The following is an 18097-nucleotide window of genomic DNA, read 5'->3' on the forward strand; positions in this document are numbered from 1 at the left end:
GACTGCCGACTACGGGGTCCGGGTGAACACCGCCACCGTCCGGGCCGGGACCGTGAAGGTGCCCGAAGTCCGCGCGTAGGACGAGGACTTGACCACCGGGTCCGCGCCCTTGGCCTGCACCGGGTGCAGCGCGTACGGCGTTCCGGCCACGGAGCCGACCGTCTGCTCCTGCTTCGTCGGGGTCGCGTTGAAGACGATCACGAGGCCGCCGAGGCGCGCGGTGATCACTCCGGGGGTCTCGTCCCTGCCCGACAGCGGGAAGGAGAGCCTCGACTGCACCTGCGCGGCCGTGGAGAGCGAGAAGACGTCCTCGCCGGTACGGATGCGCTGCAGGTCCTGGTAGGCGGCGGACGTGCCGTCGATCTGGGCGCAGCCCACCGAGACGGACGTCAGCAGCGGCTTGGCGTAGGGCCACTTGGCGGCGTTGTCCGCGGCCGGCGGCAGCCCCCGCCCGAAGCCGTTGCCGTCCTGGCAGTTCCAGTGGATGGCGTTGAACCAGTCACCGCTGTCGAAGGAGTTGCGGTCCAGGGACTTCGAGCGCAGCAGGTCGGATCCGGCCTGGGAGAGGGACGGTCCCTGCGAGAGGGTGGCCGTCGCCATCGCCAGGACCTGCATCCGGGCCCGGTCGGCGGCGCCGGTCGTCGCGGGCAGCTTGTACGTCAGCGCGTCGTACAGGGACTCGTTGTCGTGTGCGTCGGCGTAGGCGACCGCGTCGCCCGGCGCCTCGGCGTATCCGGCCGGCTGGCCGTTGTAGTCGACCTCGGAGCCCTTGACCTCCTTGCCCGCGGAGTCGGTGAAGCTGAACGCGGCCAGGTTGCCGGTCAGGCCGACCTTGATGAGGTCCTGGTAGTGCAGCAGGCGGGCCTTCTGCTCGGCCGCCGTGCCGTTGGCGGACGAGGAGTTGGGGTCGGTGTACAGACCGGACGCGAAGCCCTGGACGCCGGGGTCCTCGTCGAAGGGGCTGCCACCGCGCACGGCGTCGCGGGCGCGGTCGGAGAAGGTCGCGATCCCGGTCCCGGCCATGTTCTTCTGGGTGGCCTGGACGAAGCGGGCGTCGTCGGCGACCTCGCCGAAGTTCCAGCCCTCGCCGTACAGGACGATCTTCCTGCCGTCGACACCGTCCTTGGCGAGGGTGAGCGCGTCGAGCGCCTTCCTGACCGCCAGGATGTTGGCCTTGGGGTGGTGTCCCATGAGGTCGAAGCGGAAGCCGTCGACCTTGTACTCCTTGGCCCAGGTGACGATCGAGTCGACGACGAGCTTGCCCATCATGGCGTTCTCGGGGGCCGTGCCCGCGCAGCAGGTGGAGGTGGCGACGCTGCCGTCGGCCATGAGCCGCTGGTAGTAGCCGGGCACGATCCGGTCGAGGACGCTGGTGTCGGCCTGGCCGCTCGCGGCGGTGTGGTTGTAGACGACGTCCATGACGACCCGCAGGCCGTCCTCGTTCAGCGACTTGACCATGTTGCGGAACTCGACCGTGCGCCCGGTGCCTTCGGGATCCGTCGCGTACGACCCCTCGGGGACCGTGTAGTGGTACGGGTCGTAGCCCCAGTTGTACGCGTCCTTCGCGGCGGTCCGCGCGACGCACTCCTGCTGCTTCTCGGAGTCGGCCGGGTAGGAGGCCAGATCACAGTCGGTGCCGGCCCGGTCCGCCTTCTTCTCCGGGACGGTCGCGAGGTCGAAGGCGGGCAGCAGGTGCACGTACGAGGTGCCGGACGCGGCCAGCTTCCTCAGGTGCTTCGAGCCGTCGCTGTTCTTGTCGGTGAAGGCGAGGTAGGTGCCCTTGTCCTTCGCGGGGACGGTCGTGTCCTCCACCGAGAAGTCGCGGACGTGCAGTTCCTGGATCTGCGCGTCCCGCAGCGGGACGGCCTTGGGCTTCTTCAGCGAGGACCAGCCGGACGGGGCGAGGGACGGGGCGTCCAGGTCGACGACCAGGCTGCGCTCCGAGTCGGTCGTCAGGGCGACCGAGTACGGGTCGGTGACCTTGTTGGTGACGAGCTTGCCGACGGTCGGCGCCCACACCTTCACGACGTAGCGGTAGGGCTTGCCCTTCCAGGACCGCCTGCCCGTGACGGACCAGACGCCGGTGGTGTCGTTCCGTCGCATCGCGACGGTGGTGCCGTCGAGGTCGAGGTTCACCGACTGCGCGGTCGGGGCCCACACCGACAGGGTGGGGACACCGTCGTGGAAGACCGGTCCGAGGTGCGCGTTCCGCGCGTCGTACAGGTCGTCCAGGACGCCGGCGGTCTGCACACCGGTCGCCGCCAGCACGGCGCCGTCGGCCGCGCGTTGCGAGGCGACGAGCTGGCCGCCGAGCGACGCCCGGACCCGGTCGCGGTCGCGCGGGTCGACCGACCAGGCGGTGTACGTCTTCAGATGCGGGAACGCCGCCTTCTGGGCGTCGGTCAGGGTGGTCTTCCGCAGTCGGAGCCGGCGCTCGTCGTCGCTGGTCAGGGTCCCGTCCTTGACGGCGATCGACCCGTCGCGGGAGGAGAGGAGCTGGGTGGACACGGCGGCGTCGGAGCCGTTCCAGGCGACGGTGTCCCGGTCGATCCAGACCGCCTTGGAGGTGGTCGGGTCGAGGGCGGCCGCACTGCCGGCGGGCTGCGGGAGCAGGTACTTCTCCTGCCCGTTCAGCATCCACACCTCGTGGCCGTTCGCGGTCAGGTCGAGGGACTGGTCGGTGGGCAGGTCCTTCTCGTCGCCCTTGTGCAGGATGTAGCTGAGGCTGGTCGCGCCCTCGGCGAGCGGCACCTCGTAGACGGCTCCGTAGGCGTCGGTGCGCACCGGCTCCAGGGGCTTCGTCCAGTCCGTGGGCGTCGCGGCGCCGGTCCAGGTGTGCAGACCCCAGCCGGTGTAGTCGCCGTCGGCGCGGTGGTAGTGCAGCACCGCCTTGGTCCTGTCCTGGGCCGGCAGGTCGGGCCGCTCGGTGAGGACCGGCTCCTTGCCCTGCTCCAGCCAGACCTCACCGGTCTTCGTGACGTCGATGGTGCGGTCGGTGGCGACGTCCTTGTTGCCGTCCTTGTCGATGACGAGGAAGCCGACGCCGGAAGCACCCGGCTTCAGCTTGACGTAGGCGAAGGCCCCGTAGGCGTCGCGGCCGACGAAGTCGTGACCGGCGGGCCAGGTCGTGGCCTCACCGTCGGCGAGGTCGCCCCAGGCGTACAGCCGCCAGTCGGTGTAGTCGCCGTCGGTGCGCTTGTAGTGCACGACCGCGTAGTCGCGGGAGGAGGCCGTCGGGATCTCCGCGGCGGGCGGGGTGCCGGTGACCGAGGCGGCCGTCGCGCTCGCGGTGCGACCCGCCGAGTCGACGACAACGGCCTTGTAGCGCAGGGGCGTTCCGGCCGGTACGTCCTTGCCGATGGTCTGGGTGACCTTGTAGGGGGCATGGTCGGCGGAGCCGAGGGTCCGCCACTTGCCGGATCCGACCTGGGCGGCGAGGACGACGCGGTCGAGCTGACCGCCGGTGACGTCGGCGCCGAGCTCGACGGTGCCGGTCGCGCCCGCGTCGGGGGCCTTCAGGGTCAGCGTCGGCTTCGTCGCGGGGGCGGCGAGCCGGCCCGCGGCCTTGAGGACGATCGCCGAACCGGCCGGGACGGAGACGGTGACCTTCCTGTCGTCGTCACTGCGCACCGAGGCGGACGTGCCGTAGATCCCGCGGAAGTCCATGCGCGCCGAACCCGTGGCGAACGTGGCCGACTTCGCCTCGTCCGCGTTGTTCACGGCGACGACGTACTCGGTGCCGGACTTCGCGTCCGTGCGGGAGAAGGCGTACACGCCGGCGCCGTCCGCGGCATAGCGCTCCGTCTGGACACCGTCGGCGAGGGCCGGGTTGGCCTTGCGGAGCTGGGAGAGAGCGCTGATCCGGCGGTAGAGCGGGCCATTCGTGTCGTAGGCGTCGCTCGCGTGGCTGCGCTCGGTGCCGATCTCGTCGTCGTCGAGGTAGTCGGCGACCTTCGAGGCGAACATCGTCTGCCGGGCGTCCTTGTCGCCGCCGGAGCCGGTGAAGCCCTGCTCGTCGCCGTAGTAGACGACCGGGTTGCCGCGGCTGAGGAACATCAGCTCGTTGGCGAGCTCGTCCTTCTTCAGCAGTTCGGCGTCGGTCGCCTTCGGGTTGTCCTGGTCCAGGAAGTACCCGACACGGCCCATGTCGTGGTTGCCGAGGAAGGTGACCTGCTCGTACGCGTTGGCCTTGTCGGTCGTGTACTTGTAGTCGTCCCCGAACACCGACGCCAGCTTCTTCGCGCTGCCGCCCTGGGAGGCGTACGAGCGGGCCGCGTCCTGGAAGGGGAAGTCGAGGGTGGCGTCGAGCCGGCCCTCGGTGACGTACGGCGAGGTGACCGACGTGTCGGCGGAGTAGACCTCGCCGAACATGAAGAAGTCCTTGCGCCCGTGCCGGGCGGCGTACGCGTCGAGGGCGGTCGCCCACTGCGTCCAGAACTCCATGTTCACGTGCTTCACGGTGTCGATCCGGAAGCCGTCGATGCCGAAGTCCCTCACCCAGCGCTCGTAGATCTTCTCCATGCCGCTGACCACCTCGGGACGCTCGGTCCACAGGTCGTCGAGGCCGGAGAAGTCGCCGTACGTGGTGGACTCGCCCGCGTAGGTGGAGTCGCCCCGGTTGCTGTACATGGTCGGGTCGTTGAGCCAGGACGGGACCTTGGCGTTCTTCTTCGCGGCGGGCACCGTCGGGGTGCGCGGGAAGGAGTCGGTGTCCACGGACGGGAAGCCGTGGGTGCCGTCCGCGTAGTCCGCGTCGTCGAAGGGCCGGCCGTCCTTGGTCAGATAGGGGAAGGCGCCCTTGGAGAGGTAGTCGTAGGACTTCTCCTGGTAGTCGACGACGTCGGCCGTGTGGTTGGTGATGACGTCGAAGAAGACCTTCATGCCCTTGGTGTGGGCCGTGGAGATCAGCTTCTCCAGGTCCTTGTTGGTGCCGAAGTGCGGGTCGACCTGGGTGAAGTCGGTGATCCAGTAGCCGTGGTAGCCGGCCGAGGCGTCCTTGCCGGTGCCCTGCACGGGCTGGTTCTTGAAGATCGGCGCCATCCAGATGGCGGTGGTGCCGAGTCCCTTGATGTAGTCGAGCCGCTTCGTCAGGCCCTTGAGGTCCCCGCCTTGATAGAAGCCCTTGTCGGTCGGGTCGTATCCGGTCGACAGCCGGGAACCGGTCAGTCCGCCCTCGTCGTTGGAGGTGTCTCCGTTGGCGAAGCGGTCCGGCATCACGAAGTAGAACTGGTCGCGGGTGGCGTCGTGCCGCGCGGGCTCGGCCGCGAGCTTCGCGTCGGACGGGGGTGCGGGCGGGGTCTCGGCCCGCGCCGCGAGGGGTTGCGCGAGCGATACGGCCAGTGCGGCGGCGAGGACGGCTGCGCGCAGCCGGGGGCGGCCGAAGCGGCGCGCCGACCCTCTCGGTATCAGGTCCACAGCAGTGAACTCCTAGCGATGACGGCGTACTCGGGTCCGACCCCGCGCTGCGTTCAGGCTTCGGTGCCGAACGCCCGCGTGACCGTATCGCTCACGCAAGGTTTACAGCAAGAGTCTTGCAACATGCGGAAAGACTTTTCAGCAGCTGGACTTGCCCGCGTAGATCGCGAGTGCCGTGTTGGCGCCCAGGGTTGCCGTGAACTGCCCCGAACCGTTCACCGTGACCTGCGTGTTGTTCTGCACGTTGCAGTAGGTGCCCGCGGCGAGGGAGGTCGTGTACGTCCGGCTCAGCGACGAGGATTCGTGGTTGATGGCGACGAATCCCTTGCTGCCGCGACCGAAGGCGATGGCGTCGTTGCCGTTGTCCCACCAGTTGCTCAGCGCCTGCCCGCGGGTGGTGTTGCGGAAGGCGACCATCGACTTGATCTCCGGCCAGGCGTGCTGGCACTTCCAGCCGTCCTGCCAGCAGGCGTTGACGGTACCGCCGTTGGGCGGTCCGGCGTCCGCGTCGGACCATTCGTAGCCGGAGTTGATGTCGGGGGCGCCGTACGGGTAGGCGAGCATGAAGACGTTGGCGAGGGTGTAGTTCGCGCCGTCCTTGTAGGTGAGCGTCGAGCCGTTGCGCTCGGTGTCGTGGTTGTCGACGAAGACGGCGGCGACGGAACTGTTCAGGTAGCCCCAGCCCTCGCCGTAGTTCTTCAGGTAGGCGAGGTTCTCGTTGTTGAAGACCCGCTTGAGGTCGTAGGCGTAGCGGAACTCCTGGACGTCGCCGTTGCCGGTGTACTCGGTGGGCTGCACGGCCTCGCCGGAGCCGTAGATGACCTCCTGCTTCCAGTACGCCGACGGGTTGCTCAGCCGGGACTTGATGTTGGCGAGGTCGGCCGCCGGGATGTGCTTGGCCGCGTCCACGCGGAAGCCGTCGACGCCGTAGCCGAGCAGGGTGTTCAGGTACCCGGCGATGGTGGACCGGACGTACTCCTCGCCGGTGTCCAGGTCGGCGAGGCCGACGAGTTCGCAGTTCTGGACGTTGGAGCGGTTGGTGTAGTCGCTGATGCTGGCGGTGCAGTCGTCCATGTCGTACGAGGAGTACAGACCGGGGTAGTTGTACTTCGTGTACGACGAGCCGCCGGTGCCGGTGCCGGATCCGGCGGACATGTGGTTGATCACCGTGTCCGTCACGACCTTCACGCCGGCCGCGTGGCAGGTGCTGACCATGTTCTTGAAGGCGGTGGCGTCACCGAGCCGCCCGGCGATCCGGTAACTCACGGGCTGGTACGAGGTCCACCACTGCGAGCCCTGTATGTGCTCGGCGGGCGGGGACACCTGGACGTAGCCGTATCCGGCGGGGCCCAGCGTGTTGGTGCACTCCTTGGCGACCGAGTCGAATTTCCACTCGAAAAGGACGGCGGTGACGTCCTTGGTGCCGGGCGGGGTGGCTTCGGCCGTGCCGGCGGGGAGGACCACCGAGGCGGCCATGCCGGCGGCGAGTGCGAGCGCGGTGGCAAGAGTTCTCTTGGCCATGTCATCTCCTGCACGTCGTTGTGCGGTGGGGGTGAGCGGGTGCGGGTGCCCGGGGCTCCGGGGTGCAAGTGGGGGGCCCTGGAGGGAAGTTGCCCGGTAAATCAATCGGGCGTGTGCCGGAACGTATCTCTTGCCAACAAGTTTCAGCAAGATGTCGTAAGAGATTTCAGCGCGTGAAAAAGCGGTGCCCCGGTCCTGGAGGACCGGGGCACCGCTCAGCCGTGGTGGGGCAGGGTCAGGCTGCCCACCACACGGTCGTGTCGGCGGGCAGCTCCGCCTCGCCGTCGCGCTGCACGGTCACCTCGCCGCTCGCGACGAGCACCCGGCCGTACGCCGGGACGGTCACGGCCACGCCGCCCGTGTTCGCGGTGCAGACGATCTCGCCCCGCCGGAAGGCGAGGACGCCCTCGGGCGCGTCCAGCCACTCGACGGTGTCGCCCGCCCCGAGGTCCGACCGCTCGCGGCGCACCGCGAGCGCGTCGCGGTACAGCTCCAGGGTCGAGCCCGCCACGCCGGTCTGCGCCTCGATGCTCAGCTCCGCCCACTCGGCGGGCTGCGGCAGCCAGCTGCCGCCGTCACCGAAGCCGTACGAGGAGCCGGCGCGGGTCCACGGGATCGGAACCCGGCAGCCGTCGCGGAAGCCGTCCTGTCCGGCACCCCGGAAGTAGGCGGGGTCCTGGCGCACCTCGTCGGGCAGGTCGACGACGTCGGGAAGGCCGAGCTCCTCGCCCTGGTAGAGGTAGGCGGAGCCGGGCAGCGCCAGCATCAGCAGGCTCGCCGCGCGGGCCCGGCGCAGACCGAGTTCCCGGTCGCCCGCCGTACGGATCTGGGTGCCGAGGCCCGGCTCGTTGGCGAACCGGGTGGCGTGCCGGGTCACGTCGTGGTTCGACAGGACCCAGGTGGAGGGGGCCCCGACCGGACGCATCGCGTCGAGGGTGCGGTCGATCACCGAACGCAGCTCGGCCGCGTCCCAGTGGGTGCCCAGGTACTGGAAGTTGAAGGCCTGGTGGAGTTCGTCGGGGCGCACGTAGTTGGCGGTGCGCTCGATGGTCGGCGTCCACGCCTCGGCGACGAAGATGCGCTCACCGGAGTACTCGTCGAGGATGGTGCGCCACTGCCGGTAGACCTCGTGCACGCCGTCCTGGTCGAAGAACGGCATGACATCGTTGCCCAGCAGCTTCAGCTGGTCGTGGTCACCGAGGTCCGGCAGGCCCTCCGCCTTGACCAGGCCGTGCGCGACGTCGATGCGGAAGCCGTCGACGCCCATGTCGAGCCAGAACCGCAGGATGGAGCGGAACTCGTCGCCGACGGCGGGGTGTTCCCAGTTGAAGTCGGGCTGCTCGGGCGCGAAGAGGTGCAGGTACCACTCGCCCGGGGTGCCGTCGGGTTCGGTGACCCGGGTCCAGGCCGGGCCGCCGAAGATGGACTCCCAGTCGTTGGGCGGCAGTTCGCCGTCCGCGCCCTTGCCGGGGCGGAAGTGGTAGCGGTCGCGCAGGTCGGAGCCGGGGCCCTCGCGCAGGGCACGCTTGAACCACTCGTGCTGGTCGGAGGAGTGGTTGGGCACCAGGTCGACGATGATCCGCAGGCCGAGTCCGTGGGCGTCGCGGATGAGCGCGTCGGCGTCCAGGAGGTTGCCGAACATGGGGTCGACGGCCCGGTAGTCCGCCACGTCGTAGCCGGCGTCGGCCTGCGGCGAGGCGTAGAAGGGGCTGAGCCACACGGCGTCCACGCCGAGGTCGCGCAGGTACGGGAGTCGGGAGCGTACGCCCTCCAGGTCGCCCATGCCGTCGCCGTTGCTGTCGGCGAAGCTGCGCGGATAGACCTGGTAGATCACCGCGTCGCGCCACCAGTCGCGGTGCGCGGCGACGGTGGCGAGAACGGAGTTCGGGGCCTGGTCGGCGGAGTGCTGGCTCATGGCGTCCTTGATGCGATGGGTTCCCCGCGGCCGGGCGCGGCCGGTCGTGGGGAGGAGTTCGGTGGGGGCTGCCCCCGCCGCACGCGGGACCGGGAGCGACGGTGCGCGGAAGGTCTGGCGGTATACGGAAGGCGGAGGCGTCGGGGTGGTGATCAGGCGGCCGCGGTACCGGCGGGGTCGGATGGGCACCGCGGCCGCCACCCGCGCGCGTCGGCGCGCGGGAGTCTGCGGGCGTTCTGGGGCGTTCCCTTGCGGGTCAGCCCTTCGTGCCGCCGGCGGTCAGTCCGGTCACCAGGTTCTTCTGCACGAGGTAGAAGAACGCGGACACGGGTATCGCGACCAGGACCGCGGTCGCGGCCATCAGGTTGCGCTGCGCGTCGTGCTCGCTGACGAAGCTCTGGAGTCCGACGGCGAAGGTGTACTTCGAGTCGTCCAGCATGAACGTCGAGGCGAAGGCGACCTCGCCGAACGCGGTGATGAAGTTGTAGAACGCGGCCACCGCGAGGCCCGGCTTGGCCAGCGGCAGGATCAGCCGGAAGAAGGTGCCGAAGGGACTCAGCCCGTCGACGCGTCCGGCCTCGTCGATCTCGAACGGGATGGTGTCGAAGTACCCCTTGAGCAGCCAGGCGCTGTAGGGGACGGCCGTCGAGCAGTAGACGAGGATCAGCCCGAAGTAGGAGTCGATGAGCTGCAGGTCCGAGAGGATCTGGTACATCGGCACGATCAGTACGGCGATCGGGAACATCTGGGTGACCAGCAGGACCCACATGAACTTCCGGTAGCCGGGGAAGCGCATGCGCGAGACGGCGTAGCCGGTGGTGGCCGCGACCATCACGCCGATCACCGTGGTGCCCAGCGACACGATGAGCGAACTCTTCATCCAGTCGAAGAAGCTCGTGTGCTGGAGCACGAAGGAGTAGTTGTCGAACGTCATCGTGTCCCAGATGCGTCCGGGGTGCAGGTAGTCGTCCTTGTCCGGGCCGAGGGACAGGAAGACGAGCCAGGCGATCGGGAACAGCGCGACGAGGCTCGCGACGGTCAGGATGCCGTGGGAGGCGAGCTTGCCGCCGAGGCCGCGCTCACCGCGCTTGCGCGCCGGACGCGGCGGCTCGTCCCGGTCGGGGGCCTGGTCGGCCGGCGGCGTCCGCAGGGTGGTGGTGCTCATGGAGACTCCCGCCTCAGATCGCGAGCTGCTGGTCATTGCGGTTCAGCCAGCGGCGGTAGAAGGAGGTGAAGACGACGAGGATGGCGAGCAGCAGCACGCCGTAGGCGGCCGACTGCGCGAAGTCGCGCGGCTGCTGGCCGAAGCCGAGGTAGTAGGCCCAGGTGACGAGGATCTGCGCGTCCGGGGCGGTGTTGCCGAACAGCAGGAAGATCACCGCGAACTGGTTGAAGGTCCAGATGACACCGAGGAGCACGACGGTGGAGCTGACCGACCTGAGGCCCGGCAGGGTGACGAAGCGGAACTGCTGCCACGCGTTCGCCCCGTCCATCTCGGCGGCCTCGTACAGCGTGCCGTCGATGGACTGCAGTCCGCCGAGCAGCGAGACCATCATGAACGGCACACCGCACCAGGTGTTGACCATGATCGCGGCGAACCGCTGCCAGAAGGTGTCCTCCAGCCACGCCGGTGACGGCAGGTGCACGGCGTCCAGCATGGAGTTGATGATGCCGCCGTCGGCGAGCATGAACCGCCAGCCGAAGACGGTGACGAACGTCGGCACGGCCCAGGGCAGCACGAGGATCAGCCGGTAGACGGTGCGGCCGCGCAGCTTCTGGTTGAGCAGCAGCGCGAGGCCGAGGCCGATGCAGTAGTGCAGCGCGACACACAGGGCGGTCCAGGCGATGGTCCAGATGAAGTGCGACCAGAAGCGGTCGTACGACGTCGGGCCCCAGAGGATGTCCTTGTAGTTGTCGAGGCCGATGAACTTGTAGGTGGCGTCGATGTGGTTGACGCCGATCGTGCGGGCCGAGTTGAGGCTGTTGGCGTCCGTGAGCGTCAGATAGAGGCCCCGCACCAGGGGATAGAGCACCAATCCGCCGAGTACGACGACGACCGGGGCGATCATCGCGTACGCGTACCAGTACTTCTGGTACGAGTGCTTCAGACGCTGCATCCGGCCGGGACGCGGTGCTCGGTCACCGCGGCGCTTGCCGGTCGCTCGGTCGATGGCGACTGTCATGGTTCGACACCTTCTGCAAGATCAGGAGTTGGGCGCACACAGCCGGTGGCCGCCGGTTCCGTTTCCCCGTCCGGCGGGGGTGCGGAACCGGCGGCCACACGGGCTCACTTGCTGAAGTCCGGGACCAGCTTGGCGATCGCCAGTTCGGCGTTGCTCAGGCCCTTGTCCAGGGACTCCTTGCCACCCGCGATCTTCGGCAGCTCGGTGTCGAGCGGGCCCCACAGCGAGCTGTACTCGGGCAGCGCCGGGCGCGGCTGGGCGGCGGAGAGCACCGTCTGGTAGCCGGCGATGCCCGGGTCGGCCTTGACCTCGGCGGTGTAGGCGTCGTCACGCGTCGGCAGCGTGGAGTTCTTGAGCGCGATCGTCGCCTGCGACTTCGCGGAGGTCATGAACTTCACGAACTTCAGCGAGGCCTCCTGGTGGGCCTTGTCCGAACCCGCGTACACGGAGAGGTTGTGGCCGCCGGTCGGGGCGCCCGCCTTGCCGGAGGAGCCGGCCGGGACGGTCGCGATACCGAGGTTCGACTTGTCCGTGAAGGCCGAGCCCTTGTAGAAGTTCGTGATCTCCCAGGGGCCCTGCACGATCGCGGCGACCTTGCCGTTGACGAACGCGTCCTGGATGTGGGCGTACGCGTCGGCGGTGGTGTCGGCCTTGTGCAGGCCCTTGCCGGAGAACAGCCCCTGCCAGGTGCCGTACGCCTTCTGCGCGGCGGCCGAGTTCACGGTGATCTTCTTGGCGCTCGCGTCGACGGTGTCGGTGCCCTCGCCGTAGAGGAAGGACTGCGCGTAGTACGCCTGGGTCGAGCCCCAGTAGCCGTCGGTGCCGGTCTTCGACTTGATCTTCGCGGCGGCGGTCTTCAGGTCGGCCCAGGTCTTCGGGGCCTCGGTGATGCCGGCCTTCTTGAAGAGCGCCTTGTTGTAGACGAGCGCGAGGGTGTCGGTGACCAGCGGAACACCGTACGTCTTGCCGTCGTACTTGGCCTGCTCGATCAGGCTGGGCTGGAACTTGGCCTGGTCGGCGAGGGCCGCGGTGCCGTCGAGGGGCAGGAAGAAGCCCTTCTTCGCGAAGGCCGGGGTCCAGCCGACCTCGGAGCGCAGGATGTCCGGGGCGCCCTTGGAACCGGCGGCCGTGTCGAACTTGTTCTGCGCCTGGTCGAAGGGCACGTTGACGTACTTGACCTTGATACCGGGGTTGGCCTTCTCGAACTGCTGGGCCAGGGCCTTGTACGTCGGCGCCTCATTGGTGGCGTTGGAGGTGTCCCACCAGGTGATGGTGGTGGGGCCGTCCGACTTGTCGCTGCCGCTGTCACTGCCGCCGCAGGCCGTCGCCGCGAGGGCGAGGGACGCCACCAGCGCGGTGGCCGCTATGCCACGCCGCATGAGATCTCCTTGAGGGTGAATGCCCGAGTAGGTGGGGATGCGGTCCCGCCCGATCCCCTTGCCGACTTGCCGACTGCGCCGTTGCGTCCGCCGGGCGACGTGAACGTAACAGCGTTGTAAGCGGCGCGAAAGACCTTGCAGCAAAAAAGTGCAAGAGCTGCCGAGAGTTACGCCCCCGTGACCTCCCTTGTGCCACCCCGAAACCCTTCTGTGAGGCCGCTCAGCGGACTTCCGGGCCGCTGTGCAAGACTCTGCAAGCTCTTGCCATGGAGGTCGCGCACGGGGATCATCGGGCCGTCAGCGTCTTGCAGGAGCCACCCTTTCCCGCGGCGCACGCCCGGGACGCCGATCCGACCGGAACACGAGGGAGCGCGATGACGCAGCAGCCCGCAGCGGGCCGTACAACCGCCCGCACACGGCGTCCGGTTGGTGGGCAGGGCGGGACACGACCGGTACAGTCCAATCCTGTGACCACACGGCTTGCCGACATCGCAGCCCAGGCGGGGGTCAGTGAAGCGACTGTCAGCCGCGTCCTGAACGGGAAGCCGGGCGTCGCCGCGACCACCCGCCAGTCCGTCCTGGCCGCGCTCGACGTACTGGGCTACGAGCGCCCCGTCCGTCTGCGACAGCGCAGCGAGGGCCTGGTGGGCCTCATAACCCCCGAGCTGGAGAACCCGATATTCCCCGCGCTCGCGCAGGTCATCGGGCAGGCCCTGACGCGCCAGGGCTACACCCCCGTCCTCGCGACCCAGACTCCGGGCGGCTCCACCGAGGACGAGCTGACCGAGATGCTGGTGGACCGAGGCGTCGCGGGCATCATCTTCGTCTCCGGACTGCACGCCGACACCTCCGCGGACATGCAGCGCTACGAGCAACTGCGCGGCCAGGGTGTCCCCTTCGTCCTCGTCGACGGCTTCTCCCCCAAGGTGCAGGCGCCGTTCATCTCCCCGGACGACCGCGCGGCGATGGCCCTGGCCGTCACCCACCTCGCCTCCCTCGGGCACACGAGCATCGGGCTCGCACTCGGCCCCAAGCGGTTCGTGCCGGTGCAGCGCAAGATCGAGGGCTTCGTGCGCACGATGCAGGAGCAGCTGGGCCTTCTCCCCGCGGATGTCGAGGAGCGACTGGTCCAGCACTCGCTGTACACGCTGGAGGGCGGCCAGGCCGCCGCGAGCGCTCTCATGGACCGTGGCTGCACGGCGATCGTCTGCGCCAGCGACATGATGGCGCTCGGCGCGATACGGGCGGCGCGCCAGCGCGGTCTGGAGGTTCCCACGGACGTCTCGGTCGTGGGGTTCGACGACTCTCCGCTCATCGCGTTCACCGACCCGCCGCTGACGACGATCCGCAAGCCGGTGCCGGCGATGGGGCAGGCGGCGGTGCGCACGCTGCTGGAGGAGATCGGCGGGACCCCCGCGCCGCACAGCGAGTTCGTGTTCATGCCGGAACTGGTGGTGCGCGGTTCGACCGCTTCGGCGCCGGGGGACCGCATTCGTCCCTGAGAAGGATGATCTGCGGTTTCAAGGCCTCTTCTGGGCGTAGAAAGTGCGACTCGACCCCATCCGGTGGATGATCGGTGGTCGAAGGCTTTTCTGGCAGACTCTGCGCCTATGGGTGAGACGACCGTGACGACACTGGAAGGCCGGAATGAGGCCACTCCACAACCCGTCGCGGAGGAGAAGGCGGGTCACAACCTCCTGCGTCGTATGCGGGCCCCGCGTCGCCCCCGCCTCTGGTTCGAAATCCTGCTCATCGCCGTCAGTTACTGGACCTATTCGCTGATCCGCAACGCCGTGCCGGAGCAAAGGCGCGAGGCGCTGCGCAACGCGGACTGGATCTGGCGGCTGGAGCACAGCCTCGGCATCGCCGTCGAGGAGTCGGTCAACCACGCCGTGAACTCGGCGACATGGCTGATCATCGGGATGAACTACTACTACGCGACGCTGCACTTCGTGGTGACGCTGGGTGTTCTCGTGTGGCTGTACCGTCGCCATCCGGGCAGGTACGCCGCCGCCCGTCTCGCGCTCTTCGCGACCACGGCGGTAGCCCTTCTCGGCTACTACTTCTTCCCCCTCGCGCCACCCCGCCTGATGACCGGCGGGAACTTCGTCGACACCGTCACGGTCCACCAGACCTGGGGGTCGATGGCCTCCGGCGACCTGAAGCACATGTCGAACCAGTACGCCGCGATGCCGTCCATGCACATCGGCTGGTCCCTGTGGTGCGGCCTGACCGTCTTCGCCCTGGCCTCGGCTCCGTGGGCCCGCATCCTCGGCCTGCTCTACCCGGCTGCCACCCTCATGGTGATCGTCGCGACGGCCAACCACTTCTGGCTGGACGCGGTGGGCGGCATGCTGTGCCTCGCCTTCGGCTTCCTGGTGGCCCGTCTCTGGTACGGAGCGCTGCCCTACCGGCTGCCGCAGTGGGTCCCGGGCACCGGAGCCGCGCAGAACCTGCCGGCGAAGACCTGACCGAGGAGCCGCTGGGGCCACGACGATCGAAGGACGGTCACTTTGTGTGACCGTCCTTCGTCATTGCTCCCCGCGCACCGCTGCCGGACCGATCCCGGCGCGCCGGCGCGGGCTCCGCCCCTCACGCGCCGTAGAACAGCTCGTCCACGACGGCACGGGCCCGGCGGGTGGTGCGGCGGTAGTCGTCGAGCATGTCCCCGACGTGGCCGGGGCCGTAGCCCAGGTAGCGCCCCACGGCGGCCAGCTCGCGGCCGTCGGAGGGGAAGGTGTCGCCGGCCCGGCCCCGTACGAGCATCACGGCGTTCCGTACGCGGGTGGCGAGGACCCACGCCTCGTCCAGGGTGGCCGCGTCGTCCGTGGACAGCAGCTCAGCGGCGCACGCGGCGGCCAGCGCCTCCCTGGTCCGGGTCGTCCTCAGGCCCGGCTCGACCCAGCCGTGCCGGAGCTGGATGAGCTGCACCGTCCACTCCACGTCGGACAGGCCGCCCCGCCCGAGCTTGCTGTGCAGCGTCGGGTCGGCGCCGCGCGGCATCCGCTCCGACTCCATCCGGGCCTTCAGCCGGCGGATCTCCCGGACGGCCTCCTCGCCGAGCCCCTCCGCCGGGTACCGCAGCGGATCGATCAGCTCGATGAACCTGCCCCCGAGGTCCACGTCGCCCGCGACGACCTCCGCCCGCAGCAGGGCCTGCGACTCCCACACCAGCGACCAGCGCCGGTAGTACGCCTCGTACGACTTCAGCGTCCGGACCAGCGGACCGGACTTGCCCTCCGGGCGCAGGTCCGCGTCGATCAGCAGGGGCGGGTCCGCGCTGGGGATCTGCAGCAGCCGCCGCATCTCGGACACCACGGTGTTCGCGGCCCGTGAGGCCTCCTGGTCGTCGACGCCCTCGCGGGGTTCGTGCACGAAGAGGACGTCCGCGTCGGAGCCGTAGCCGAGCTCGTGTCCGCCGAAGCGGCCCATGCCGATCACGGCGAACCGGGTGGGCAGGGTGTCGCCCCAGCCGTCGCGCACCACGGCCCGCAGCGTCCCGGCGAGCGTCGCCGCCGTCAGGTCGGAGACCGCGCCGCCGACGAGGTCGACCAGGGCGCCCTGGTCGGCGACGGCCGGGGTCTCCTCGGTGCCGTAGGAGGCGACGATGTCCGTCGCGGCCGTGCGGAACAGTTCCCGCCGCCGCACCCCGCGCGCCGCGGTCACCGCCTGCTCTCCGCCGTCGGCCCGGCGTACCGCGGCGAGGATCTCCTGCTCCAGGTGCGCGCGGTCGCGCGGTTCGAGGCCGCCGCTCTCGCCGTCGCCCAGCAGCGCGACGGCCTCCGGCGCGCGCAGCAGCAGGTCGGGGGCGAGCCGCCCCGCCGAGAGCACCCGGGCGAGGTTCTCCGCGGCGGCGCCCTCGTCCCTCAACAGGCGCAGGTACCAAGGGGTCTTGCCGAGCGCGTCCGAGACCTTCCGGAAGTTGAGGAGACCGGCGTCGGGATCGGCGGAGTCCGCGAACCAGCCCAACAGGACCGGCAGCAGGGTGCGTTGGATGGCGGCCTTGCGCGACACCCCGGACGCCAGGGCCTCCAGGTGGCGCAGCGCCGCGGCCGGGTCGGCGTAGCCGAGGGCGACGAGCCGCTCCCGGGCCGCGCCGGGGCTCAGCCTGGTCTCGCCCGGCGCCAGTTGGGCGACGGCGTCCAGCAGCGGCCGGTAGAAGAGCTTCTCGTGCAGCCGGCGCACCACGGAGGCGTGCCGTTTCCACTCCCGGTTCAGTTCCTTGACGGGGTCGACGCGCAGACCGAGCGACCGCCCGATCCGCCGCAGGTCGGCCTCGTCCTCCGGTACCAGATGGGTGCGCCGCAGCCGGAAGAGCTGTATGCGGTGCTCCATCGAGCGCAGGAAGCGGTAGGCGTCGTCGAGCTGCACGGCGTCGGCGCGGCCCACGTAGCCGCCCGTGGCGAGTGCCTTCAGGGCGTCCAGGGTGGTGCCGCTGCGCAGCGAGGTGTCGACCCGGCCGTGCACCAACTGGAGGAGCTGCACGGCGAATTCGACATCACGGAGGCCGCCGGGTCCGAGCTTCAGCTCGCGTTCGATCTCGGTGGCCGGGATGTTCTCGACGACCCGGCGCCGCATCTTCTGCACGTCGGGGACGAAGTTGTCCCGCTCGGCGGCGTGCCACACCAGCGGAGCCAGCGTGGCCACGTACTCCGCGCCCAGCTCCAGGTCTCCGGCCACCGGGCGGGCCTTGAGGAGCGCCTGGAACTCCCAGGTCTTCGCCCAGCGCTGGTAGTAGGCGAGGTGGCTGCTGAGCGTGCGCACCAGCGGGCCGTTGCGGCCCTCGGGGCGGAGGTTGGCGTCGACCGGCCAGATGCTGCCCTCGACCGTGGTCTCGGAGCAGATGCGCATCATGTGGGAGGCGAGCCGGGTCGCGGCCTGCACGGCCTTGGACTCGTCCGCGCCCTCCGTGCCCTCCCCCACGAAGATGACGTCGACGTCGGACACGTAGTTCAGCTCGTGCCCCCCGGTCTTGCCCATCGCGATCACCGCGAGGCGGCACAGCGCGGCATCCTCGGGCGCTGCGGCCCGGGCGATGGCGAGGGCGGCACGCAGGGTCGCGGTGGCGAGGTCGGCGAGCTCGGCGGCGGTCTGGGCGAGGTCGGTGGTGCCGCACACGTCGCGCGCGGCGATGGAGAGCAGGCAGCGGCGGTAGGCGACGCGCAGGGCGACGGGGTCGTCGGCGTCGGCGAGTCCTTCCTCGAACTCCGCGACGCCGGGGTGCAGGTCCTGCGCTTCGTAGGTGACGAGGACCTGCCAGTCCTGGGGGTGCCGGGCGAGGTGGTCGCCGAGCGCCTCGGAGGCGCCGAGGACGCCGAGGAGCCGGTCCCGCAGCGGCTTGGCGGCGATCAGTGTGTCGAGGAGCTCCCGCCGGGCGGAGTCCCCGTCCTGCGCCTCGACGAGCCGGACGAGTCCGAGGAGGGCGAGGTCCGGATCGGCGGTGGCGCCGAGGGCGTCCAGGAGGACCGGGTCGACTCTTATGGGCGCCAGCTCGGGGCCCTCCAGCAGACGTTCGGCCGCCGAGGGATCGGTGAAACCGTGCCGCAGCAGCCGTGTGAAGGTACTGCTCCTGCGCCCCGGCGCCGTCATCCCGGCCTCCCGTCGGATCGGACCCCGCACCGCCTTCGGATCAAGGTCGTGCGAAGCGAGCCTAACCCCGGTCGGCGGGGTGGCGCCCCGCGCCG

The 18097-nt window shown here is 69.8% G+C and carries 9 protein-coding genes; 2 read left to right on the forward strand and 7 right to left on the reverse strand.

The genetic code is table 11. The annotated features are described in order from the left end of the window. Positions 1–9: 9 nt before the first annotated feature. The 6 genes from pulA to ACIRQH_RS23510 all read right to left on the reverse strand — a co-directional run bounded on the left by pulA (position 10) and on the right by ACIRQH_RS23510 (position 12413). On the reverse strand, positions 10–5409 hold the full coding sequence (gene pulA, locus ACIRQH_RS23485; protein ID WP_404227036.1) for a pullulanase-type alpha-1,6-glucosidase: 5400 nt from the start codon (positions 5407–5409) through the stop codon (positions 10–12). Positions 5410–5553: 144 nt separating this feature from the next. After that, entirely contained in the window at positions 5554–6936 is a 1383-nt protein-coding gene (locus ACIRQH_RS23490) for an alpha-amylase family protein (RefSeq protein ID WP_358815242.1), read from the reverse strand. Positions 6937–7171: 235 nt separating this feature from the next. Next, a complete protein-coding gene (locus ACIRQH_RS23495; RefSeq protein WP_404226940.1) occupies positions 7172–8851 on the reverse strand; it encodes a glycoside hydrolase family 13 protein in 1680 nt (559 codons plus the stop codon). 256 nt (positions 8852–9107) lie between these two features. Continuing rightward, positions 9108–10016 (reverse strand): carbohydrate ABC transporter permease, encoded by a 909-nt coding sequence (locus ACIRQH_RS23500; RefSeq protein WP_358815244.1) that lies wholly within the window; start codon positions 10014–10016, stop codon positions 9108–9110. A gap of 13 nt (positions 10017–10029) precedes the next feature. Continuing rightward, complete coding sequence (locus tag ACIRQH_RS23505) at positions 10030–11034, reverse strand: sugar ABC transporter permease (protein WP_358815245.1); 1005 nt, start codon at positions 11032–11034, stop codon at positions 10030–10032. Between the two features lie 104 nt (positions 11035–11138). Next, entirely contained in the window at positions 11139–12413 is a 1275-nt protein-coding gene (locus tag ACIRQH_RS23510) for an extracellular solute-binding protein (protein WP_358815246.1), read from the reverse strand. Positions 12414–12880: 467 nt separating this feature from the next. On the opposite strand from ACIRQH_RS23510, the gene ACIRQH_RS23515 reads away from it, so the two are divergent. Both ACIRQH_RS23515 and ACIRQH_RS23520 read left to right on the forward strand, forming a co-directional pair. Further along, positions 12881–13915, forward strand: coding sequence for a LacI family DNA-binding transcriptional regulator (locus ACIRQH_RS23515; protein ID WP_355870368.1), 1035 nt, complete (start codon positions 12881–12883; stop codon positions 13913–13915). A 108-nt stretch (positions 13916–14023) separates the two neighbouring features. Next, positions 14024–14884: a phosphatase PAP2 family protein gene (locus ACIRQH_RS23520; protein ID WP_358815247.1), complete on the forward strand. Its 861-nt coding sequence runs from the start codon at positions 14024–14026 to the stop codon at positions 14882–14884. 121 nt (positions 14885–15005) lie between these two features. Here ACIRQH_RS23520 and ACIRQH_RS23525 read toward each other — a convergent pair whose 3' ends face one another. Beyond that, complete coding sequence (locus ACIRQH_RS23525; protein WP_388864973.1) at positions 15006–18002, reverse strand: bifunctional [glutamine synthetase] adenylyltransferase/[glutamine synthetase]-adenylyl-L-tyrosine phosphorylase; 2997 nt, start codon at positions 18000–18002, stop codon at positions 15006–15008. Positions 18003–18097 lie beyond the last annotated feature (95 nt).

This window comes from Streptomyces sp. NPDC102279 (genome assembly GCF_044766365.1).
GTDB lineage: Bacteria > Actinomycetota > Actinomycetes > Streptomycetales > Streptomycetaceae > Streptomyces.